Below are 21,181 nucleotides of genomic sequence, written 5' to 3' on the forward strand. Positions count from 1 at the left end.
GCGGCCGTACCCTGGGGGGATGAGCATTCCCGCCGCTTCTGGCCACGGCTCCACGCCTCGCGACGAGCCCCGCGACCCGGCCTCCGCGCTGGACTTCTCCGACCCGCTGAGCCGGCCCGCGGCCGACGACACCGACCGGGGCTGGGGCGAGCGCCCGGAAGCGGGCGGTGACGGCGGCGACGGCGGTGCGGGCGATCTGGCCCGTTTCCTGGACGAGAGGCCCCCGCACCATCTGTGAGGCCGCGCCACCGCTGCCCGCGCGGCGCGCCGGGAAGCGCGCCCGCGTCAGGCCTTCCCGGGGGCGCTCCCGGACGCGCCTGATGTCCCGGACGGCTCCTCGGAACCAGGCCGGGCACCGCCCTCGGAAGCCTTGCGCTGCGCGGCCAGCAGGGCGGCGGCGTCCGCGGTGCCGTTGTCGCCGCGCTGGGCCAGCAGCGCGTCGCGGATCTCGGTGAGCAGCTCCACCTCGGTCTTCTGGACGGGAGTCGCGGCCTGTTCCACCGCTTCCTTGGCGCTCAGGGCGTCCAGCCGCTGCTTGAACTTGTTCATCGGCACGATCATCAGGAAGTAGACGACCGCGGCGGTGATCAGGAAGGTCAGCACGGCGCTCAGTACCGAGCCCCACTTGATGGCGATGCCGCTGAGGGCCGCACCGGTCGCCTCGTCGAAATCGCACGGGCCCTGGAGGCAGGACTGGTAGCGGTCGAGGTCCTTGGGGCCGATGGAGCCCACCACCGGGTTGATGACGCCTTCCACCACCGAGTTCACGATCTTGGTGAAGGCCGCTCCGATGACGACGGCAACGGCCAGATCGACCACGTTGCCCCGCATCAGGAATGACCTGAACCCGGTCAGGACGCCCTGCTTCTCGCTCAAGAGACTGCCTCTCCTCCGCACACGCGCTCCGGCCTTTGCCGGGTGAACGCAGCACACGCTGCACGAACCCCGCGCGCACTGTCCAGTCCGGGATCCGGCGGGCAGTGGTCAGCACAGCGTCACCGCCAGAAGTGAGTGTGCCGCCGCGCCGGCGAGCCGGGCGGCCGTCTGCCGGGGCACCGAGAGCACCACCAGCGCCCCCTCCCGGCCGCCGGGACCGGCCTCCGGGCCGGAGGCCGGCTCGGGTACGGCCGCCACCCGTACGTTCCGGGCGATGGTCCGCGCGCGGTCCGCCGGGCCGGCGTCCGGAGTGCCGGCGGGTGTGGCCAGTACGTCCACCCTGTCCCCGGGACGCAGCAGCCGCACCGTCTCCGCGTCCGGGATCCGCACCGGGGCGTCCACCGTCGTGCCGCCGTCCCGGCCGTCCGCGGAAGGGGGCGGGGCGGGGGCCGCCGGTGCTTCTCCGGCTGCGGGCCGGGCCGCCGGGGGAGCACCGTGCCCTTCCCCGCCTCCGTCCCCGGGCGCCCCCCAGAGGGCGGCGCCCGCGGAGGCGACGGCCAGCAGCAGGGCCATCGCCCGGAACCACCGGCCCGCGGCCCGGAGGGAGCCGAGAGCACTCCGCCCCGCGCGCACCGGTTCGAACTCCGGCACGGGTCCGGCGGGTGGAGGGCTCGAGGGCGGGGGCAGGGAGTGGGGTGTGGAGAGGGAGGAGGACGGAGGGGGGACGGAGGACGGGCAGAAGGGAGAGAGCGGAGGAGGGGGGAGAGGTGCGAAAAGGACGGAAGGAGCGGAAGGAGTGGGGAGAGGAGCGGACTGGAGGGAGGAGGACATCGAGGTCACCGCCTTGTGGTGGGAACACCTCGACGATGTCCGGTTCCGCGGCGATCCGCCGGAGCCTGTGGGTTACCCACCGGTTGTGGACAACTCGCTCGCCCGCACGAGGGACACACGAGAGACGGAAGCCGCACGAGCCGCTCCCGCCCCCACCTTCAGGCCCGCGGCACCCACCCTCAGGCCCTCCACCGGCCGGGCCCGGAGCCGGCCGTGCCTACGGAAGCCCGATCCCCGTCTCGATCCCGTCCAGCGCCGTCGCGCAGTCGCAGTCCCGCTCCGCCGGCAGCCCGGCCACCGTGTCGAAGAGCACCTCGCGCAGCCGTCCGACGTTCTGCGCGAAGACCTGGAGCACCTCCTCGTGCGAGACGCCCTCACCCGTCCCCGCTCCGGCGTCCAGGTCGGTGACCAGCGCGATCGAGGAGTAGCACAGCCCCAGTTCGCGGGCCAGGACCGCCTCCGGATGCCCGGTCATCCCGACCACCGACCAGCCCTGCGCCGCGTGCCAGCGCGACTCCGCGCGGGTGGAGAAGCGCGGTCCCTCGATCACCACCATGGTGCCGCCGTCCACCGGCTCCCAGCCGCGTCCGCGCGCCGCCGCGACGGCCGCCGCCCGGCCCGTCCCGCAGTAGGGGTCGGCGAAGGACAGGTGCACCACGTTCGGCACCGAGCCGTCGGGCAGCGCCTCGCCGTCGTAGTAGGTCTGGACGCGGGATTTGGTGCGGTCCACGAGCTGGTCAGGCACCACCAGCGTGCCGGGCCCGTACTCGGGCCGCAGACCGCCCACCGCACACGGCCCCAGCACCCGCCGCACACCGACCGAGCGCAGGGCCCACAGGTTGGCCCGGTAGTTGATCCGGTGCGGGGGAAGGTGGTGTTTGCGGCCGTGCCGGGGCAGGAAAGCCACCCGGCGTCCGGCGATCTCGCCGATGAAGAGGGAGTCGCTGGGCTCGCCGTACGGCGTGTCCACCGCGACCTCCATCACGTCGTCCAGGAAGGAGTAGAACCCGGACCCGCCTATGACACCTGTCTCCGCCTGTGCGCTCATGGCCGAACACCCTAGCCCCGTACACCGCGACCCCGCAGCGGTGCGTGCCGCCGCGGGGCCGGGACAGGCCGGTTCCGGCCCGGGCCGGAGGCGGACGGGGTCAGGCCGCCGAGGAGCCGGCCTTGGGCGACGAGCCGCCGGACGAGCCCGAGTTCTTCCCGGAAGAAGAGGACGACGCCGACGAAGACGACGAAGGCGACGACGAAGCCGAAGATGACGACGACGCGCTGCCGGACGAGGAGCCGCGGCTGTCGTTCCGGTAGAAGCCGGATCCCTTGAAGACGATGCCGACCGCGGAGAACACCTTCTTCAGGCGGCCCTTGCAGCTCGGGCACTCGGTGAGCGCGTCGTCGGTGAACTTCTGAACCGCTTCCAGGCCCTCGCCGCACTCGGTGCACTGGTACTGATAGGTCGGCACTTGCTCCTCCTGGCACTCTTCCCTGTGGAGTGCTAACGACGCACCATGGTGCAGTATTCCGGCCGCTTAGTCCACCGGGAGCGGCCGACGGTGACTCTCGCCACGCCCCGGAGCGCCCCTCCCGTCCTCCGTCCGGGGCTCTCCGTCACCCGGTTCGCGGTCCCTCCCCATCGCCCGTCTGCCCGCCGTCCGGCTGCAGCCATCCGCGCAGCGCCGCCACCGTCACCAGCGCCAGCGCCGTGGCGGCCAGCGGCACCGTGAACCCGGCGCTCGCCCCGAAGCCGTCCGTCAGCCGCCCGGCGGCCGCCGCGGCGCAGGCCTGCCCCATCGCCACCGCACCGGCCATCCAGGTGAACGCCTCGGTGCGCACGCCCGCCGGTACCAGCCGTTCCACCAGGGTGAATCCGGTGATCAGGCTCGGCGCGATGCCCATGCCCGCCAGCAGTCCGAGGACGGCCAGCAGTGGGACCACGTCCACCGCCCACAGCGGCGCGGTGGCAAGCGTCAGCAGCGCGTATGCCGTCAGTAGTCGGCGCTGCGGGGCCGAGCGCCAGGTCAGAGCGCCGAAGACGAGGCCGGCGAGCATGTTGCCCGCGGCGAAGACGCCGTACAGCACGCCGTTGAGACCGGGCTGTCCGATGGATTCGGTGAAGGCGGCCATCGACACCTGCATCCCGCCGAAGACCGAGCCGATGCCGAGGAAGGCGACGATCAGCACCCGTACGCCCGGCACCGACAGCGCCGAGGCGTGCGGCGCACCGCCCGCTCCCCGGGCGCGGCGGTGGGCGGGGGGTGCGGCACGGCGCCGGGCCGCGAAGAGCAGTCCGCCGACGACGGTCAGGGCCGCCTCGGCGGCCAGCCCGGCGGCGGGGTGCACCCCGGTGCACAGTGCGGTGGCCAGGACCGGGCCGATGACGAAAGTGAGCTCGTCGGTGACCGACTCGAACGCCGCCGCCGTCGACAGCAGCCGGGCCCCACCCGGCCTGTCCGGCCCGTTCCGCCCGCCCGGCGGACCCGATCCGCCCGGCGGGCCCGGTGCGCCCCTGAGCAGGTGCGCCCAGCGGGCCCGCACCATCGGGCCGACCTGCGGCACCGACGCGCCGGCCGGTACAGCCGCCAGCAGCAGCGCCCACAACGGCGCCCGGGACAGCGCCAGGGCCGTCAGCGCACCCACGGCGGCGGCGTGCAGCAACACCCCGGGCACCAGGACGGCGCGCTGGCCGAAGCGGTCGGCGAGCCGGCCGCTCCGCGGCGCGAACAGGGCCATCGACACGCCGGTCACGGCGGAGACGGTGCCCGCCGTGCCGAACGATCCGGTGGTGTCCTCGACCAGCAGCACGATGCCGAGCGTCAGCATCGCGAAGGGCTGGCGGGCCAGGAAACCGGGCAGTAGGAACGTCCACGCACCGGGAGTGCGCAGCAGGTCCCGATAGCCGGGTTTCCGGTCAGTGACGGGAGTGACCGTGGTGGCCACGGCCGTACCTTTCTGCCGCCTGGTAGCGCACCGCGCCGCTGTACGGCGCACGGCGGCGCGGTACGGCGGGGCACGCCGAAGGCCGTCCTCTCGCACGGACCGCGGCGTGTGGTCGACCGGGCGGCCGTGCCGGCCCTGCATCAGGCGGGGTCGAAACTCCGGTAACTCCGAAAGTCGGACAAACGTACGGCCTCAGGGTAGCCGATCACCCCGCAGGCACGGCCAGACCCCGCCCGCGTCTCCCCGCCTCGCCCCCTGCCCCCGCTCCCGTCCGTTCTCCGGGAAGCCTCGGCCCGGCGGCCCGGCGGCCCTTCAGTCCTTCCGCAGCGCCGAACTGCCCGCCGTCCCCAGCCAGCCCGCCAGCTTGCCGCCCCGGCCCACGGCCATCAGCCGCCGCTCGGTGGCGTCCCGCACCGCGTCGGTGGCGATCACCAGCAGTTCGTCGCCATGCCGCAGGACGGTCGAGGGCGAGGGCACGAAACTGCTGTCCTCCCGTACGACCAGGGTGACCGCCGCGCCTTTCGGCAGCCGCAGCTCGGTCACCTCCACGCCCCGCATGCGCGAGCCGTCGGGGATGGAGACCGCGATCAGATGCCCGCGCAGCCGCTCCAGCGGGGCCGACTCGATCTCCAGGTCCTGCGTGTCGCCGGCCTTGTCCAGCCCGAGCCGGCGGGCGACCCACGGCAGGGTCGGCCCTTGGAGCAGGGTGAAGACCACGACCAGCACGAAGACGATGTTGAAGATCCGCCGACTGCCCTGCACCTGGTCGACCATGGGGATCGTCGCCAGGATGATCGGCACCGCGCCGCGCAGCCCCGCCCACGACATCAGCGTCTGCTCCCGCCGGGGGAGCCGGAAGGGCAGGGAGCACAGCACCACGGACGCCGGCCGTGCCACCAGCGTCAGCACTCCTCCGACCACCAGCGCCGCCCAGAAGTCGCGCAGCAGCTCGGAGGGGGCGGCCAGCAGACCGAGCAGCACGAACAGGCCGATCTGCGCGATCCACGCCATGCCGTCGGCGAACCCCCGGGTGGCGGGGCGGTGCGGCAGCCTGGAGTTGCCGAGGACGACCGCGCTGACGTAGACCGCCAGGAACCCGCTGCCCTGCGCCAGCGCGCCCCCGGCGTACGCCAGGACGCACAGCGCCATCACCGCGATCGGGTACAGGCCCGAGGCGGGCAGCGCGACCTGCCGCAGCCCGTACTCGCCCAGCTTGCCGACGGCCAGCCCGACCGCGAGCCCGATGGCCAGCTGCAGCGCGATCTGCCCGAGCAGGACGTACCACGAGTCCATCGGGCCGGCCGAGGCGAAGGCGACGACCAGGATCACCACCGGGGCGTCGTTGAATCCGGACTCCGCCTCCAGCATCCCCGTCAGGCGGGGCGGCAGCGGCACCTTGCGCAGCACGGAGAAGACCGCCGCGGCGTCCGTCGAGGAGACGACCGCCCCCATGATCAGCGCCGGACGCCAGTCCAGCCCCACCAGGTAATGGGCTCCCGCGGCGGTGACGCCCACACTGACCGCGACGCCCGCGGTCGCCAGTACGGCCGCGGCGGGCACCGCCGGGCGGATCTGGTGCCACTTGGTGCCCAGACCGCCCTCGGCGAGGATCACCACGAGCGCCGCGTAGCCCAGCACCTGGGTCAGTCCGGCGTTGTCGAACTCGACCCCGAGCCCGTCCTGTCCGATGACGAGCCCGATGCCGAGGTAGATCAGAAGGCTGGGGAGCCCCGTGCGGGAGGAGAGCCGGACGGCCGCGACGGCGACGAGCAGGACGAGCGCGGAGACCAGCATGAGTTCGTTGAGGCGGTCGACAGTCAGAAGCGGATCCTTCCGTGGGCGTGCGGAAGCGAACGGCCGGGACCCGACCGCCGGGAGATCATTGCGTTGCCTAACAATTTACCATCGCTTGAATCTTCGGCTCCCGATGCTCGGCCTCCCTGCCGACCGGTGACCCGGCTCGTCCTATGGTTGCTCCAGCACCTCAGGTCCCACCCTGCCCTCGAAGGACAGCGATGCCCGCCAAGAAGACCCCGCGACGCGCCCGCCTCCTCGTGATCGCAGTCGTGCTGCTGCTCGTGGCGGGCGTCGGCTACGGCGCCTACTGGAGCGTCGGCACCGTCCGCGCGTCCTTCCCGCAGACGACCGGCTCGATGGAGCTCGACGGCCTCTCCGCCCCGGTCACCGTCAAACGCGACGAGCACGGCATACCCCAGCTCTACGCCGACAGCGCCGAGGACCTCTTCCGCGCCCAGGGCTACGTCCACGCCCAGGACCGCTTCTGGGAGATGGACGTGCGGCGGCACCTGACGGCCGGCCGGCTGTCGGAGATGTTCGGCGAGAGCCAGGTCGAGACCGACGCCTTCCTGCGCACCCTGGGCTGGCGGAAGGTGGCGCAGGAGGAGTACGACACCAAGCTGTCGGAGACGTCCAAGAAGTACCTGCTGGCCTACGCGGAGGGCGTCAACTCCTATCTGGGCGGCCGCAGCGGCGCGGAACTCTCCCTGGAGTACGCGGCCCTCGGCTTCGTCAGCGACTACGAACCGCACAAGTGGTCGCCGGTGGACTCCGTGGCCTGGCTCAAGGCCATGGCCTGGGACCTGCGCGGCAACATGCAGGACGAGATAGACCGGGCCCTGCTCTCCAGCCGTCTGACGAGCGAGCAGGTCGAGGCGCTCTACCCGGATTACCCCTACGACCGGAACAAGCCGATCGTCCGGGACGGCGCGGTCGGAGCCCTCGACGGCGCCTACGACCCGGAGGCCGCCGCTCCGGAGAGCGGGAGCGCCGCGCAGAACGGCACCGCGGCCCCCGGTACCTCCGACCCCGGCACCGCGGCCCCCGGTACCTCCGACCCCGGCGGCGCGGTCTCCCCCGGCTCCGACGGCACCGCCCAGGGCGCCGGCGCGGGCCAGGCCGGCCTGGGCGCACAGCCCCAGCTCGCCGCCCTGGCCGCCTCCCTCGACGCCATCCCCTCCCTCCTGGGCCCCAACGGCGACGGGATCGGCTCCAACTCCTGGGTCGTCTCCGGCGAGTACACGACCACCGGCAAGCCGCTGCTCGCCAACGACCCGCACCTGGCCCCGCAGCTCCCCTCCCTCTGGTACCAGATGGGCCTGCACTGCAACTCGGTCGGCGAGGCCTGTCCCTTCGACGTCGCGGGCTTCACCTTCTCCGGCATGCCGGGTGTGATAATCGGCCACAACCAGGACATCTCCTGGGGCTTCACCAACCTCGGCGCCGACGTCACAGACCTGTACCTGGAGAAGATCGAGAACGGGACCTACCTCTACGACGGCGAGAAGGTCCCGTACGAGGCCCGCGAGGAGGTCATCAAGGTCGCGGGCGGCGAGGACCGGAAGATCACCGTCCGCTCCACCCGCCACGGCCCCCTCGTCTCCGACCGCAGCGGTGAGCTGTCCGGTGTCGGCGACCACGCCCCGGTCGGCGACGTCGCCCCCGACCGCGGCAAGGGCTACGCCGTCGCGCTGCGCTGGACGGCGCTGGAGCCCTCCAGGACCATGGACGCGGTCTTCGAGCTGAACACCGCCACCGACTTCGACGGGTTCCGCGAGGCCGCCCGGAAGTTCGCCGTCCCCTCCCAGAACCTGGTCTACGCCGACACCGAGGGCAACATCGGCTACCAGGCGCCCGGCCGCATCCCGGTCCGCGCCGAGGGCCACGACGGACGCTACCCGGCGCCCGGCTGGGACCCGGACTACGAGTGGAGGAGCTACATACCGCAGGAGGCCCTGCCCTGGGAGTACAACCCGGAGCGCGGCTACATCGTCACCGCCAACCAGGCCGTGATCGACGCGGAGAAGTACCCCTACCTGCTCACCGGGGACTGGGGCTACGGCGCGCGCAGCCAGCGGATCGACGACCTCATCCAGTCCAAGATCAAGGACGGCGGCAAGGTCTCCACGGACGACATGCGCACCATGCAGCTGGACAACAGCAGCGAGATGGCCAAGATCCTGGTTCCGTACCTGCTGAAGATCGACGTCGAGGACCCCTACGTCCGCCGGGCGCAGGAGCTGCTGGAGGGCTGGGACTACACCCAGGACGCCGACTCCGCGCCCGCCGCCTACTTCAACGGCGTGTGGCGCAACCTCCTCAAGCTCGGCTTCGGCAACAAGCTGCCCAGGGAGGTCCGCGTCGAGGGCGAGTGCCTGCGGGTCCGCCCGGCCGACGAGTCCGGCCCGATCGAGGACCTGAGTGGCAATCCGCGCACCGTCCGTGAGTGCGGCACGCGCGCCCCGTCCTCCGCGCAGCCCGACGGCGGCGACCGCTGGTACGAGGTCGTGCGCACGCTGCTGGACGAGCCCGACAGCGGATGGTGGACCCCCGGCAGCCGCTTCGAGGAGGGCGGGGGCGACCGCGACGCGCTGCTGGCCCGTGCCATGAAGGACGCCCGCTGGGAGCTGACCACCAAGCTCGGCAAGGACATCGAGACCTGGAGCTGGGGCCGTCTGCACCGGCTGATGCTCCAGAACCAGACCCTGGGCACCGAGGGCCCCGGCTTCGTCCAGCACCTGCTCAACCGCGGCCCCTGGGACCTCGGCGGCGGCGAGGCGGCCGTCAACGCCACCGGCTGGAACGCGGCGGGCGGTTACGAGGTGATCTGGGTGCCGTCGATGCGGATGGTGGTCAACCTGGCCGACCTCGACGGATCGAGCTGGATCAACCTCACCGGCGCCTCCGGCCACGCCTACCACGCCAACTACGTGGACCAGACGGACAAGTGGGCCGAGGGCGAGCAGCTGGACTGGGCGTTCAGCCCGAAGGCCGTCGACGACGCCACCGAGGACACCATGGCGCTCACCCCGTAGCCGCCCTCGCCCCGTGCCGCCGCGAGCCCCGCGCCCGCCGGTCTCACGCCGTGAAGCGGTGCACCCCCTCGGGGGTCACCGCGGCGTGCACCGGCCGGTCGTGGGGCTCCGCCGGTACCCGGCGCAGGTACTCGCCCGAGTGCAGCAGCACCACCAGCGCCGGTCCGGCCCCGGACGCCTCGATCCGGGCCAGCACCCGGTCGTAACTGCCCCCGCCGCGCCCCAGGCGCATCCCGCGCCGGTCCACCGCCAGGCCCGGCAGCAGCACGACGTCCGCCCCGGTCACCGCCCGCGGACCCAGCCGCTGTCCGGTGGGCTCCAGCAGCCCCCGGCGGGCGGGGGAGAGGAACTCGGCGCCCTCGTACGCGGCCCAGTCCAGGTCGTCGTCCGGCAGCAGCACCGGCAGCAGCACGCGCACGCCGCGCCAGTGCAGTTCGTCCACCAGCGCGCGGGTGTCCGGCTCGCGCCCCACCGAGACGTACGCGGCGACGGTGCGCGCCCCGGCCAGTTCGGGCAGCTCCAGGGCGTGCCGGGCGAGCGCGCCGGCGAGCCGGTGTACGCCGTCCTCCGGCAGGTGGGCCCGGGCCGCCAGGAGGGCGCGCCGCAGGGCCCGCTTCTCGCCGGCCACCGTCCGCGGTCCTTCCCCCGGCGCCGTACCCGGTGCCGCACGCGTACCCCGGTGTGCTCCGGTGGTTCCGTCATCCTTCATGCCGTGTTCATCTCCCCGGCTCGATTACGCCAGTCCCTCGCCATGGCGGGCGCACTATCATCCTGCTGGCGCGCCGGCGCGGCCCGAGTGCCGGGACGATTCCCCGTAAACCGCAGCGGACCAGTCAGACATGCGCGTTACGTGACAAACCAACGGCTATGGTGCAGACATGACTACCTCGCGTACACGGCGGATCACCAAGGCCGTCATCCCGGCCGCCGGGCTCGGCACCCGCTTCCTTCCGGCGACGAAGGCCACCCCGAAGGAGATGCTGCCGGTCGTCGACAAGCCCGCGATCCAGTACGTGGTGGAGGAGGCCGTCACCGCCGGCCTCCCCGACGTCCTGATGGTCACCGGCCGCAACAAGCGCCCGCTGGAGGACCACTTCGACCGCAACTACGAACTGGAGGAGGTGCTGCGCAGCAAGGGCGACGCGACCAAGCTCACCCGCGTCCAGGAGTCCACCGACCTGGCCACCATCCACTACGTGCGCCAGGGCGACCCCAGGGGCCTGGGCCACGCGGTGCTGTGCGCCGCCCCGCACGTCGGCGACCAGCCCTTCGCCGTCCTCCTCGGCGACGACCTCATCGACGCGCGCGACCCGCTGCTGTCCAGGATGATCGAGGTCCAGGAGACCTACGGCGGCAGTGTCGTGGCGCTGCTGGAGGTCGATCCGGACAGCATCCACCTCTACGGCTGCGCCGTCGCCGAGCCCACCGGCGACGACGACGTCGTGCGCGTGTCGGACCTGGTGGAGAAGCCCCTCCGCGAGGACGCCCCCAGCAACCTGGCCGTCATCGGCCGCTACGTCCTGGACCCGGCCGTCTTCGAGGTGCTGCGCAAGACCGAGCCCGGCCGCGGCGGCGAGATCCAGCTCACCGACGCCCTCCAGACACTCGCCGCGGACCCGGGAATCGGCGGCCCGGTCCACGGTGTGGTATTCAAGGGCCGCCGCTACGACACCGGCGACCGCGGGGACTACCTCCGCGCCATCGTCAGGCTGGCGAGCGAGCGCGAGGACCTGGGCCCGGACTTCCGGGCCTGGCTGCGGGACTTCGTCAAAGAGGAGCTGTAGGCACTTGAGCGGTACCCGGTCCGTCGACGAGCACCTGGCCGACGTCCTGCGGTCGGTACGGCCGCTGGAACCCATCGAGCTGCACCTGCTCGAGGCCCAGGGCTGCGTGCTCACCGAGGACGTCCTGGTGCCCGTGTCCCTGCCCCCCTTCGACAACAGCTCCATGGACGGCTACGCGGTGCGCGTCGCCGACGTGGAGAAGGCGGGCGAGGACGCCCCGGCGGTGCTGGAGGTCGTCGGCGACGTGGCGGCGGGCGCCGGCCGGCCGCCCGAGGTCGGCCCCGGCCAGGCCGCCCGCGTGATGACCGGCGCACCGCTGCCGCCCGGCGCCGAGGCCGTCGTCCCCGTGGAGTGGACCGACGGCGGCGCCGGCGCCGGCCGGGCCGACGCCATGGCCGCCCACAGCGCCGACCCGTCCGGCTCGGCCGGCGAGGTCCGCGTCCACCGGCCGGTGACGGCGCGGCAGTACGTGCGGGGCAGGGGGAGCGACGTACGCGCCGGCTCCGTCGCCCTGGAGGCGGGCACCGTCCTGGGCCCGGCGCAGATCGGACTGCTGGCCGCCGTCGGCCGCGGCACCGTCAGCGTACGGCCGCGCCCGCGCGTGGTGGTGCTCTCCACCGGCAGCGAACTGGTCCGCCCCGGATCGCCGTTGGGCCCCGGCCAGATCCACGACTCCAACAGCTTCGCCCTGACCGCCGCCGCCCGCGCCGCCGGCGCCATCGCCTACCGCGTCGGCGCGGTGGCCGACGACGCCGCCACCCTGCGCACCGTCGTCGAGGACCAGCTCGTACGCGCCGACGCCATCGTCACCAGCGGCGGCGTCAGCGTCGGCGCCTACGACGTGGTCAAGGAGGCGCTCACCGGCCTGGAGGGCACCGTCCTGGGCGGCGCCGAGCCGCCGGGCGAGGCGGAGGACGGGGCCGGCGCGGAGCCGGAGGCGCCCGAGGGCGCCGCGCCGCGGCCCCCCGCGCGCGTGGAGTTCCGCCGCCTGGCCATGCAGCCCGGCAAACCGCAGGGCTTCGGCCTGGTCGGCCCCGACCGGATCCCGCTGTTCGCCCTCCCCGGCAACCCCGTCAGCTCCTACGTCTCCTTCGAGCTGTTCGTCCGTCCCGCCCTGCGCGCCCTGATGGGCCTGGAGCCCGTCGTCCGGCGTACGGTCACCGCCCGCCTGGAGTGCGACGGGCCGATCGCCTCGCCGGAGGGCAGGCGCCAGTTCCTTCGCGGCCGGTACGAGCCCCCGGCCGCCGGCGAGGCGCCGGGCACGGTCCACCCGGTGGGCGGCCCCGGCTCGCACCTGTTGGGCGCGCTGGCCCGCGCCGACGCGCTGGTCGTCGTACCCGAGCGGACCACCGAGGTCGCCCGGGGCGACGAACTGGAGGTCGTCCTCCTGGACTGACGCACCGGTGCCCGTGCCGCGACGGGTACCGTTGACGTCCGGAACGGACCGACGCGGGAGAGCGATGAGCAGCGCGCGACAGGGGAGTCCAGCGGACGGGGCCCCGGGCCTCACCCACATCGACGAGGCGGGCGCGGCCCGGATGGTCGACGTCTCGGCCAAGGACGTCACCGCCCGCACGGCGCGCGCCACCGGCCGCGTACGCGTCTCCCCCCGGGTGGTGGAGCTGCTGCGCGGCGAGGGCGTGCCCAAGGGCGACGCGCTCTCGGTCGCCCGCGTCGCCGGGATCATGGGCGCCAAGCGCACCCCCGACCTCGTACCGCTGTGCCACCCGCTGGCCCTGTCCGGGGTGAGGGTCGACCTCGCCGTCGCCGACGACGCGGTGGAGATCGCGGCGACGGTGCGCACCACCGACCGCACGGGTGTGGAGATGGAGGCGCTGACGGCCGTGTCGGTCGCGGCGCTGACGGTCGTCGACATGGTCAAGGCCGTCGACAAGGGGGCCGTCATCACGGACGTGCGGGTGGAGGAGAAGACCGGGGGAGCCTCCGGGGACTGGAGCCGCGACCGATGACCGATCCCGCGCCCGCTTCCGCGCCCGCGCAGGCCTTCGAGTCCGCGGCCATGGGCCGCCGCGCCCTCGCCGTCACCGTCTCCAACCGCGCCGCCGCGGGCGTCTACTCCGACACCACCGGCCCGCTGCTGGCCCGGGCCCTGCGCGCGCTGGGCTTCGCCACCGACGGCCCGCGCGTCGTCCCGGACGGCGAGCCCGTCCAGGACGTACTGCGCGAGGCCGTGGCCGACGGCTACGCCGTGGTGCTCACCACCGGCGGCACCGGCGTCTCGCCCACCGACCGCACCCCGGAGATGACCCGGGCCGTACTCGACCACGAGGTGCCCGGCATCCCCGAGGCCATCCGCGCGGCCGGGAGGCCCGAGGTGCCCACCGCCGCCCTCTCGCGGGGCGTCGCGGGCGTCGCCGGGCGCACCCTGATCGTCAACCTCCCCGGCTCCACCGGAGGCGTACGCGACGGCCTGGCGGTCCTGGAACCCCTGCTGCCGCACGCCGTGGACCAGATCCACGGCGGCGACCACCCCAGGAAGGACGCACCCCACTGAACACCCCCTGGCCGGTCGAGCTGTCGGAGGGTGACATCACCCTCCGTCCCATAAGGCTGCGCGACCACCGTGCCTGGCGCGAGGTGAACCAGCGCAACCGCGACTGGCTGCGCCCCTGGGAGGCCACCGTCCCGCCCGCCCTGCCAGGCCGCCTGCCGCCGCGCCGGCCGACGTACCGGCAGATGGTCCGGCACCTGCGGACGGAGGCGCAGGCGGGCCGGATGCTGCCCTTCGTGATCGAGTACCGGGGGCGGCTGGTCGGCCAGCTCACCGTCGCGGGCATCACCTGGGGCTCGATGTGCTCGGGCCACATCGGCTACTGGGTGGACCGGGAGGTGGCCGGACGCGGTGTGATGCCGACGGCCGTCGCGCTCGCCGTGGACCACTGCTTCCGCACCGCCGGACTGCACCGGATCGAGGTCTGCATCCGTCCGGAGAACGGGCCGAGCCGCCGGGTGGTGGAGAAACTCGGATTCCGAGAGGAAGGACTGCGGCCGCGTTATCTGCACATCGACGGCGCCTGGCGGGACCACCTGGTCTACGCGCTGACCAAGGAGGACGTCCCCGCGAGCCTGCTGGAACGCTGGCATCGGCGCTCTCTTCCCGGCGCCTCGCATAAATAAAATAAATGTTCGATATTGCCTGAGGGGAAGACACTTTACCGCCATCGGCCGGACATATTCGCGGAGGCGGGCCGCCTCAATCACAAAAAACGGTTGAGATATCAGCCGGATCGTGCGACACACCGTGCCAATTGGCGTATCACCCTCGCGAAACCCCTCTACCGTGTGGTGGGTGAGCAGCAGCGGCCTCATCTACGCAGTCATCGTCGGGGCCTGGGCCGCCTACCTGGTGCCGATGTGGCTCCGCCGGCAGGACGAACTCAACGAGAGCCGTCCGACGGAGCGTTTCGGCACCGCCATCCGGCTGCTGTCCGGCCGGGCTGGCATGGAGCGCCGGTACGCCAGGAACCTCAGGGAGGCGGCCGGGGACGGCGGCCCCGCCGACGATGACGACCAGGGTGCCCCGGGCGTCGACGTCCGGGCCCTCGCCGACCCCGTGACCGAGCACATCGTCCTCCTCGGTCCCGCGACGGTCGCCCGCGCCGAGGCCCCCACCGAGGTACGACGCCCCCAGCGGGACCGGCCCGGCCGGTCGAACCAGGCGAGTCGGCCCAACCAGCCGGACCAGGGGCAGAAGGGCCGGGCCAAGCTCCTCGTCCGCCGCCGGCGCACCACGATGGTGCTCTTCCTCGCCTTCACGCTCGGCGCGATCGTCGCGGCGGTCGGCGGCATCGCCTTCCTGTGGGCCCCGGCGGTCCCGGCCGGACTGCTGAGCGCCTACATCGCCCATATGCGGGCCCAGGAGAGGCGCCGCTTCGAGTTCGTGATGGACCGGCGCCACGCCGAGGACGCCGCCCGCCACCTGCGCGAGCGCCGCATGGAGCGGGCGGACCGCGCCACCGGCGGCCGCACCGCCACGGGCCGCACCGCCACGGGCCGCACTGCCACGGGCCGGGCCGCATCCGGCCGCAACGCCTCCGCCCGCGCCCCCGAGCCGGGCCCTGAACCCGCCTCCGACCCGGAAGCGGACGAGCGGCGCGCCCTGGTGGAGCAGACCGACCACGCCGAGTGGGTGGACGCCCAGCGCCGCGAGCGCACCCCCGCCCCGGTGGAGAGCGGCTGGGAACCCACCCCCGTACCGCTGCCCACCTACGTCAACGCCCCCGTCGCCCCGCGCACCGCCCGGGCCGTGGACCTGGAGGCCCCGGACGCCTGGAGTTCCGCCCGCTCCACCACGGCCTCCTCCGAACCCGCCCGGCCCTCCGCCGCCCGGGCTCCCTCGCGCTCCTCCGCGCCGCGCCGCCACACCCCGCTCTTCGACCAGTACGCGGACGAGGACCGCCCCCGCGCGGCCAACGAGTGACCCCGCCCGCCCCGGGCACGCCCGTCGCCCCACGCGCCGTGACCAGCGCGGGAACGGATTTCCGCGCACGGGCACGGGGATGCTAGGGTTTCACCCGTTGCAGGGGCCTGTAGCGCAGTCCGGTAGCGCACCTCGTTCGCATCGAGGGGGTCAGGGGTTCGAATCCCCTCAGGTCCACACGGCAGTAAGAAGCCCCTCCCGGGATCCGGGAGGGGCTTCTTCGTACTCGCTCCGGCATGGAAGCCAGGTCGTGCGCCGCTCGCCGCGAGTTGTGAACTGGGCGGCGGGAGAGGCGGGAGGCAGCCAGCCCAAGGCGACTGAACTCCCGTGTATGGCAGTACATTCAGAACTTCCTATGTGCTACTGTGGTTCCGCGCGGTGGTGTACGGATTGCGGCACCCGGGCCGACCGGGTTGTGCTTTCCTGGGCACGGCTGTGCCCCGGGGCGCTTGCACGCAGAGGCACACACCGGGGCTTACGCCCGCCATCGTAGTGCCCACAGAGGGCGCGATGGCCCCGCGCGGCAGCGACCAGCTCTTCCACGCCATGCAGCTGACCGTGGCGACCAAGGGCGACCGGGCTCGGCTCGGCACGTTCACGGTCCGGTCGCAGGACTGCGTGGTGTGCCGCGACCCGCGCCCCCTCGCAGCGGAGGAGATCGCGTCCACCACCTACCACCCCGGCGACGCCTTCGCGGAGGAGTGGAAGGTCCTCGCGGCCGGAATACTCCACCCGCACCGGCTGCTCGACATCGCGAAGAACTTCGTCGTTTTCGTGGAACGCGACGCGAGGATCGTCGCGGTGGGCCAGTGGCGCTGGCTGGCGGCCGTCTCAGGCTGCGCCGGGATCGCGGGAGTTCGGCGGCCGGGGAACTGGTGGCCTGGTACGCGGAGCGCGGACGGCAGTGGCTGCCCCGGCGCGTGGGCCCCTGGGCGGAACGCCTCGTGTCTCCGCCGGTGGACCTGGTCGTGCGCCCTCTCGGTTACCGCTGGGGTTCCTGCTTGGCCCCGGGGGCGCTCAACATCCACTGGGCGGTGATGCAGCTCCCCGCCGCGCTCGTGGACTACGTCCTCGTCCACGAGCTGGCACATCTGCGCGAACCCAACCACCCGCCCGCCTTCTGGCGGCTGGTGGGCAGGGTGCTCCCCGACTACGAGTCCCGTAGGGCGAGGCTGGACGAGTGGGGCGCGAGGGTGTGGCTTCCCGGTGAGGCGGGTTCGGCGGACGGTGCCGCTGGGGAGTGACGGTCGCTGGACCGCTACTCGCCGTCCTTGTCGGCGGGCGGAGTTTGCCTCACGTACGTGCCCTTCGCGGGGAGTGTCACCACGAGTCCGCGCTCGCGGAGTTCGACGAGAGCACGTCGAATCGTGCCCGCGGCTACGCCGTACTGCTCAGCCAGATCCAACTCACCGGGCAGGCGGGCTCCGGCCCGGAGCTGTCCGCTGCTGATCTTCTGTTCGATGGCGTTGGCCACCTGTGCATACACGTATTCCGGACGTCCGGGGTCGATTTCCTCCATGCGATGAAGGTACGCAGTGGGGTGCGGCGGGGCGCTTCAGGGAAGTAAGCACAACTGCATGCAGTTGTGTGTAGTGGGCTAGAGTGGTTGTATAGGCAAACAGAAACCCCGGCGACGGTGGGCGCCGTCCCGGGGCATGGCCACCAACTTCGAGGGAGTTGATGACGTGCGGAAGACTATCGCGCGTTTTCCGGGCTGGGCCCTGAGTCCTGCCCTTCTGTGGGTACTGACGCTGCTGTTTCCGGCCACCGGGAGGCGCCGGAGGGGGCTGGCGCCGAAGCGTCGGGCGGCCTCGGTGCGTGCCCTCCGGGCCCGCGGGAGCGCGGCCTGCCCGGCCGTGGAGGAGAAGCCCGCGCGGCGGGCCCCGCGCACCTGCGGGGAGATGCCGGATGTGGCATCCGTCCGGCCGTACTGGACGGCGCACGAGCGGTCGGTGCGCCAGCGGCGTCGGCGGGTGCTGTGGATGGCGGCGGTGGGGCTGGACCTCGACACGCGGAACATCCATCTCCAGGCGCACGGCGTCCGCCCCCGGCCCGTCCCGGTGCCCGGCCGGCCCGTGGCCGGAGGCGGCCTGTGAGCGGGGCGGGAACGGGCGCGGAGGAGGCGGGGTACGTCTCCGTGCGCTGTGCGATCGGGGTGCACGGCGAGTGCGCCGAGGCCGAGCCGGGGGAGAGTGGTGTGCCCGGGGTGCGCCACCTGGCGTGTGCCTGCTCCTGCCATCCGGGGCGGGAGGGGAGGGCGGTGCCCGAGTCCGCGCCGCCGCCCGGTGGGGAGGGCTGGTACCGGCTGTGCTGGGTGGCCCGTCCCGGCGGGGAGCCGGACCGGTTGTTCCCCAGCGTGTCCTACGGGGTGCTGGTCGGCCGGGACGTGCCGGTGATGCTGCGCGGGATGCGCGGCTGTCTGGCCCCGTCGGTCTTCCACGACCCCGTTCGCGTCCGCGAGGGGGCCGGTACCGGGCGGGGCTGGTCGTACGAGGACGGGAACCTCTCCGTCCATGTTCGCCGTGTCGCCGGGCCGGTCGGCCGCGCGGTGCCGTTCGGTGGTGCGGGGTGGAAGGGGGCGGGTCGGTGATGTCCCACCGCGAGTGCCGCGGGCGTCTGGAGTCGTGTACGTGGACCACCCTTCTGGTCACGGTCTCGGCCGTCGCCGTGGTCCTGCTCCTCCAGGCCGCCCACCGGGGCTGACGCGGGGAGGCGGACCGGACGCGAGCCATGACGCCGGTGTCTTTCCCGGGGGAACCCGGGAAGGGCACCGGCCCGTTCGCGGGCGGGCGGGGTCCGGGGCGCTCAGGTGTTCCAGCGCATGAGGGAGAGCCGCGGGCCGCCGGCCAGGTAGCCGCGGAGGGCGCCGGCGCTGGAGGGGACGAAGTTCTCCGGGAGGGCGTCGACGGGGGTCCAGCGGACCTGGGAGTGCTTGTCCGGTTCGAGGTTTCCGGGCTCGCCCGACCACTCGTGGGCTGCGAAGACGACGGTGAGGTAGCCGTTCGGGGACTCGACGGCCCGGGCCCCGTGGACGACGTGGGCCAGGCGCAGGTGCTCGGCCTTCACGAGCAGGCCGGTCTCCTCACGGAGTTCGCGTACGGCGGTCCCGGTGACGGGCTCACCGGGGTCGCTCTTGCCGGTGGGCAGGTCCCACATCCCCCGTGCGAACTTGGCCCGCGGTCCGCGCCGGATGAGGAGGACGCGGTCGGCTGCCCGGTCGTGGACGATGACGGACGCGGCCAGCAGCGTCATCGACTCCAGCGCGGGCGGGAGGGCGGTGCGGATCTCGTGCTCGGGCCGTGGTGCCACGGTGATCCCTTCGGGGGTCGGGCTTCCGAGCATGCCAGGCCGGACCGCCCGGCGGCCGGGAGTTCGCCGGTCCGGGGGAGGGCCCCGCCGGTCCGGGATGGAGGGGAGAGGTTCCGGAGGGTCCGCCACGCGCCCGGGACGGTCGACGCGGGAACAGTGCGATTTGCCATCAATTGGTATGTGTTCCACGGTGGCAGTACCGAAGCGCGTCCCGCGTCCGGTGGGAGGAGCGAGGCGATGACGCCTGCGACGGCCCGGGCGGCGGTCCCCTCGGGAGGCGACCGCGGCTCCGCACCGGCCGGTTCCCTGTGCCGGGTGCTCTCTCCGGCCTTCCACGAGGACCTCGCCCTCTCGCCGAGACGGCTCACCGCCCCGGCTCGCCCCCGGGCGCGGCCGGGGGCGCGCGCCCGCGGATGAGTACCGCGTTCGCGTCGGCGGACGGACGCGCTCCGACACCTCCTGTGACCCTCCGTGAACCCCCGTGAGGAGACGGTGAACCATGGACATCAGGGACGAACTTCCCCTGGACCACCGACTGGCCGGTGTCTACCGCTACGGAGCCGCCGTCAGTGGCGCCATCCTGCTGGTCTTCGGGATCCTCGGGTTCGCCAACCGGCTCGACTTCTTCGACACCACCGGTTCCGAGATAGCCGGGCTGTCCAGCAACGGCCTGCTGAGCCTGGTCTCGGTGACCGTCGGAACACTCCTGATCGCCGGAGCGTTCGTCGGTGGCAACTTCGCCTCCACGCTCAACATGACGGTCGGCGCGCTGTTCATCCTCAGCGGTTTCGCCAACCTCGCCCTGCTGGAGACGTCCGCCAACATCCTGGCCTTCCGCATGCCCAACGTCATCTTCAGCTTCCTGATGGGCCTGGTCATCCTCACATTCGGGATGTACGGGCGTATAAGTGGCGGACTGTCGCACGACAACCCATACTGGCTCAGGCGCCACCCTGAGCAGGCTGCCGCCGAGGAGGAGCGCAGGCGCCGCCTGGCGGCAGCGGGGATCAGCGCACCGGGCCGCACCCCCGAGGCCCTCGGAGCAGGGGGAACGCGGGGGGCCGGCCCGGACCGGCCCGCTCCGAACCGTGACAACCACCGTGAAAGCGCCCGGGGAAGGGCGCAGCGGAAAGCCGACCGACCAACCCCCACGACAGGCGACGGGCCGTCAATTCGGTGAAATCCGTCGCGAAGCGTGTCCGAAAGGGCCGGCAGTCCGGAAGAGAGGGTGAAGTCCCGCATCCGAGCGGGGCTCCCACGAAGGGAAATCCCGATGATGAACTCGCGCAGCAGGAAGATCGTCTCCGTCACCGCCGGTGCGTGCGCGCTGTCCCTGGCCGTGGCGGTCCCCGCCGCCGCGGATGCCCACGACCAGGGCGAGAAGGCATCGGTCTCGGTCTTCCACGGCGTCCCCGGTCTCACCGTCGACGTCTACGCCAACGGAAACGAGCTGCTCCCCGACTTCGAACCCGGCACTCTGACCGAGCCGCAGTCGCTGGACCCGGGCACCTACGACATCGAGATCTTCGCGGACGGCGAGGGTCCCGACGGCGACCCCGCCATCCAGAAGAGCGTCGAGGTCCCGGCCGGAGCGAACGCCACCCTCGCCGCACACCTGGGCGCGGAGGGCGACCCCGTGCTCACCGCCTTCGTCAACGACACCTCCGACGTCCCGGCCGGGCAGTCCCGGCTGACCGTCCGGCATGTGGCCGCCGCCCCGGCCGTGGACGTCCGCGCGGGCGGGGAACCGGTCATCGAGGGACTGACCAACCCCAACGAGGAGTCGCTGGAGGTGCCCGCCGGCACGGTGAGCGCCGACGTGGTCCTCGCCGGGACCGACACCGTGGCCATCGGCCCCGCCGACCTGGAACTCGGTGAGGGCGCCAACACCGTCGTCTACGCCTGGGGCAGCGCCGAGGACGAGAACCTCGCGCTGAAGACGCAGACGATCAGCGGCATGGCCTCCGCGCCGGGCGGCGTGGACGCCGGTGAGAGCGGTGCGATGGCCGCGGACAACGAGTCGGCCACCGCCTGGCTGGCCTGGGGCACCGCGGGCGCCGTCGCGGTCGCCGGTCTGCTGGCCGCCCGCCGCCGCTACGCCCGGGACAACTGACGGCCGTGCGCGCCTCCACCAGGGGTGGGCGGCCCACCGCGGCGGCCGTGACGGC

The 21,181-nt window shown here is 73.1% G+C and carries 22 protein-coding genes, 1 tRNA gene and 1 pseudogene; 15 read left to right on the forward strand and 9 right to left on the reverse strand.

The features are described 5' to 3' along the window. Nucleotides 1-19 precede the first annotated feature (19 nt). Nucleotides 20-238, forward strand: coding sequence for a hypothetical protein (locus AC2CJA_RS03225; RefSeq protein ID WP_484601109.1), 219 nt, complete (start codon nucleotides 20-22; stop codon nucleotides 236-238). Nucleotides 239-285: 47 nt separating this feature from the next. Here the strand turns inward: AC2CJA_RS03225 and mscL are convergent, their stop codons facing one another. The 6 genes from mscL to AC2CJA_RS03255 all read right to left on the reverse strand — a co-directional run bounded on the left by mscL (nucleotide 286) and on the right by AC2CJA_RS03255 (nucleotide 6,468). Beyond that, nucleotides 286-876 carry a large conductance mechanosensitive channel protein MscL gene (mscL, locus tag AC2CJA_RS03230; RefSeq protein ID WP_484601110.1) on the reverse strand — a complete coding sequence of 197 codons (591 nt, stop codon included), beginning with the start codon at nucleotides 874-876 and terminating at the stop codon, nucleotides 286-288. A gap of 108 nt (nucleotides 877-984) precedes the next feature. Beyond that, nucleotides 985-1,527, reverse strand: coding sequence for an RcpC/CpaB family pilus assembly protein (locus AC2CJA_RS03235; RefSeq protein WP_484601111.1), 543 nt, complete (start codon nucleotides 1,525-1,527; stop codon nucleotides 985-987). A 397-nt stretch (nucleotides 1,528-1,924) separates the two neighbouring features. Further along, a complete protein-coding gene (locus AC2CJA_RS03240) occupies nucleotides 1,925-2,755 on the reverse strand; it encodes an S-methyl-5'-thioadenosine phosphorylase (RefSeq protein WP_484601112.1) in 831 nt (276 codons plus the stop codon). 100 nt (nucleotides 2,756-2,855) lie between these two features. Continuing rightward, a complete protein-coding gene (locus AC2CJA_RS03245) occupies nucleotides 2,856-3,173 on the reverse strand; it encodes an FmdB family zinc ribbon protein (protein ID WP_484601113.1) in 318 nt (105 codons plus the stop codon). 145 nt (nucleotides 3,174-3,318) lie between these two features. Further along, on the reverse strand, nucleotides 3,319-4,647 hold the full coding sequence (locus tag AC2CJA_RS03250) for an MFS transporter (RefSeq protein ID WP_484601114.1): 1,329 nt from the start codon (nucleotides 4,645-4,647) through the stop codon (nucleotides 3,319-3,321). A gap of 312 nt (nucleotides 4,648-4,959) precedes the next feature. Then, nucleotides 4,960-6,468, reverse strand: coding sequence for a potassium/proton antiporter (locus AC2CJA_RS03255; protein WP_484601127.1), 1,509 nt, complete (start codon nucleotides 6,466-6,468; stop codon nucleotides 4,960-4,962). 194 nt (nucleotides 6,469-6,662) lie between these two features. Between AC2CJA_RS03255 and AC2CJA_RS03260 the strand changes: the two genes are divergently transcribed. Beyond that, a complete protein-coding gene (locus AC2CJA_RS03260) occupies nucleotides 6,663-9,479 on the forward strand; it encodes a penicillin acylase family protein (protein WP_484601115.1) in 2,817 nt (938 codons plus the stop codon). Nucleotides 9,480-9,522: 43 nt separating this feature from the next. Here AC2CJA_RS03260 and AC2CJA_RS03265 read toward each other — a convergent pair whose 3' ends face one another. After that, nucleotides 9,523-10,107: a 5-formyltetrahydrofolate cyclo-ligase gene (locus AC2CJA_RS03265; RefSeq protein ID WP_484601116.1), complete on the reverse strand. Its 585-nt coding sequence runs from the start codon at nucleotides 10,105-10,107 to the stop codon at nucleotides 9,523-9,525. A 250-nt stretch (nucleotides 10,108-10,357) separates the two neighbouring features. Between AC2CJA_RS03265 and galU the strand changes: the two genes are divergently transcribed. The 9 genes from galU to AC2CJA_RS03310 all read left to right on the forward strand — a co-directional run bounded on the left by galU (nucleotide 10,358) and on the right by AC2CJA_RS03310 (nucleotide 16,948). Further along, the gene (galU, locus tag AC2CJA_RS03270) at nucleotides 10,358-11,263 is read left to right on the forward strand and encodes a UTP--glucose-1-phosphate uridylyltransferase GalU (RefSeq protein ID WP_484601117.1); all 906 of its coding nucleotides are present in this window, start codon (nucleotides 10,358-10,360) and stop codon (nucleotides 11,261-11,263) included. A gap of 4 nt (nucleotides 11,264-11,267) precedes the next feature. Then, nucleotides 11,268-12,659, forward strand: a complete 1,392-nt coding sequence (locus tag AC2CJA_RS03275; protein ID WP_484601118.1) for a molybdopterin molybdotransferase MoeA — start codon at nucleotides 11,268-11,270, stop codon at nucleotides 12,657-12,659. 64 nt (nucleotides 12,660-12,723) lie between these two features. Continuing rightward, entirely contained in the window at nucleotides 12,724-13,233 is a 510-nt protein-coding gene (gene moaC / locus AC2CJA_RS03280) for a cyclic pyranopterin monophosphate synthase MoaC (protein WP_484601119.1), read from the forward strand. Then, nucleotides 13,230-13,778 (forward strand): MogA/MoaB family molybdenum cofactor biosynthesis protein, encoded by a 549-nt coding sequence (locus AC2CJA_RS03285; RefSeq protein ID WP_484601120.1) that lies wholly within the window; start codon nucleotides 13,230-13,232, stop codon nucleotides 13,776-13,778. The genes moaC and AC2CJA_RS03285 overlap by 4 nt, the downstream gene beginning before the upstream one ends. After that, the gene (locus tag AC2CJA_RS03290; protein ID WP_484601128.1) at nucleotides 13,775-14,401 is read left to right on the forward strand and encodes a GNAT family N-acetyltransferase; all 627 of its coding nucleotides are present in this window, start codon (nucleotides 13,775-13,777) and stop codon (nucleotides 14,399-14,401) included. The genes AC2CJA_RS03285 and AC2CJA_RS03290 overlap by 4 nt, the downstream gene beginning before the upstream one ends. A gap of 172 nt (nucleotides 14,402-14,573) precedes the next feature. After that, nucleotides 14,574-15,704 carry a divisome protein SepX/GlpR gene (gene sepX / locus AC2CJA_RS03295; protein WP_484601121.1) on the forward strand — a complete coding sequence of 377 codons (1,131 nt, stop codon included), beginning with the start codon at nucleotides 14,574-14,576 and terminating at the stop codon, nucleotides 15,702-15,704. 103 nt (nucleotides 15,705-15,807) lie between these two features. After that, nucleotides 15,808-15,881: transfer RNA gene (locus AC2CJA_RS03300), tRNA-Ala, on the forward strand. A gap of 315 nt (nucleotides 15,882-16,196) precedes the next feature. Continuing rightward, entirely contained in the window at nucleotides 16,197-16,742 is a 546-nt protein-coding gene (locus AC2CJA_RS03305) for a hypothetical protein (RefSeq protein WP_484601130.1), read from the forward strand. Then, complete coding sequence (locus tag AC2CJA_RS03310) at nucleotides 16,625-16,948, forward strand: M48 metallopeptidase family protein (protein ID WP_484601129.1); 324 nt, start codon at nucleotides 16,625-16,627, stop codon at nucleotides 16,946-16,948. The genes AC2CJA_RS03305 and AC2CJA_RS03310 overlap by 118 nt, the downstream gene beginning before the upstream one ends. A gap of 14 nt (nucleotides 16,949-16,962) precedes the next feature. Here the strand turns inward: AC2CJA_RS03310 and AC2CJA_RS03315 are convergent, their stop codons facing one another. Then, a complete protein-coding gene (locus AC2CJA_RS03315) occupies nucleotides 16,963-17,223 on the reverse strand; it encodes a GntR family transcriptional regulator (RefSeq protein WP_484601122.1) in 261 nt (86 codons plus the stop codon). 391 nt (nucleotides 17,224-17,614) lie between these two features. Here AC2CJA_RS03315 and AC2CJA_RS03320 point away from each other — a divergent pair, with 391 nt between their 5' ends. Beyond that, nucleotides 17,615-17,800, forward strand: a complete 186-nt coding sequence (locus AC2CJA_RS03320; RefSeq protein WP_484601123.1) for a hypothetical protein — start codon at nucleotides 17,615-17,617, stop codon at nucleotides 17,798-17,800. Further along, on the forward strand, nucleotides 17,797-18,294 hold the full coding sequence (locus tag AC2CJA_RS03325; RefSeq protein ID WP_484601124.1) for a hypothetical protein: 498 nt from the start codon (nucleotides 17,797-17,799) through the stop codon (nucleotides 18,292-18,294). The genes AC2CJA_RS03320 and AC2CJA_RS03325 overlap by 4 nt, the downstream gene beginning before the upstream one ends. A gap of 215 nt (nucleotides 18,295-18,509) precedes the next feature. Here AC2CJA_RS03325 and AC2CJA_RS03330 read toward each other — a convergent pair whose 3' ends face one another. Then, a complete protein-coding gene (locus AC2CJA_RS03330; RefSeq protein ID WP_484601125.1) occupies nucleotides 18,510-19,046 on the reverse strand; it encodes an NUDIX domain-containing protein in 537 nt (178 codons plus the stop codon). Nucleotides 19,047-19,512: 466 nt separating this feature from the next. Between AC2CJA_RS03330 and AC2CJA_RS03335 the strand changes: the two are divergent. Both AC2CJA_RS03335 and AC2CJA_RS03340 read left to right on the forward strand, forming a co-directional pair. Continuing rightward, nucleotides 19,513-20,019, forward strand: a pseudogene (locus AC2CJA_RS03335) (DUF4383 domain-containing protein); the annotation flags it as partial. 267 nt (nucleotides 20,020-20,286) lie between these two features. Further along, complete coding sequence (locus tag AC2CJA_RS03340) at nucleotides 20,287-21,126, forward strand: DUF4397 domain-containing protein (protein WP_484601126.1); 840 nt, start codon at nucleotides 20,287-20,289, stop codon at nucleotides 21,124-21,126. Nucleotides 21,127-21,181 lie beyond the last annotated feature (55 nt).

It is taken from the genome of Streptomyces sp. ATLC9 (assembly GCF_057196705.1).

Coding starts and splice junctions, on each gene's coding strand:
- AC2CJA_RS03225 (WP_484601109.1), top strand. CDS start 20: ATGAGCATTCCCGCCGCTTCTGGCCACGGCTCCACGCCTCGCGACGAG.
- AC2CJA_RS03240 (WP_484601112.1), bottom strand. CDS start 2,755: ATGAGCGCACAGGCGGAGACAGGTGTCATAGGCGGGTCCGGGTTCTAC.
- AC2CJA_RS03260 (WP_484601115.1), top strand. CDS start 6,663: ATGCCCGCCAAGAAGACCCCGCGACGCGCCCGCCTCCTCGTGATCGCA.
- galU (WP_484601117.1), top strand. CDS start 10,358: ATGACTACCTCGCGTACACGGCGGATCACCAAGGCCGTCATCCCGGCC.
- moaC (WP_484601119.1), top strand. CDS start 12,724: ATGAGCAGCGCGCGACAGGGGAGTCCAGCGGACGGGGCCCCGGGCCTC.
- AC2CJA_RS03285 (WP_484601120.1), top strand. CDS start 13,230: ATGACCGATCCCGCGCCCGCTTCCGCGCCCGCGCAGGCCTTCGAGTCC.
- AC2CJA_RS03315 (WP_484601122.1), bottom strand. CDS start 17,223: ATGGAGGAAATCGACCCCGGACGTCCGGAATACGTGTATGCACAGGTG.
- AC2CJA_RS03330 (WP_484601125.1), bottom strand. CDS start 19,046: ATGCTCGGAAGCCCGACCCCCGAAGGGATCACCGTGGCACCACGGCCC.
- AC2CJA_RS03340 (WP_484601126.1), top strand. CDS start 20,287: ATGATGAACTCGCGCAGCAGGAAGATCGTCTCCGTCACCGCCGGTGCG.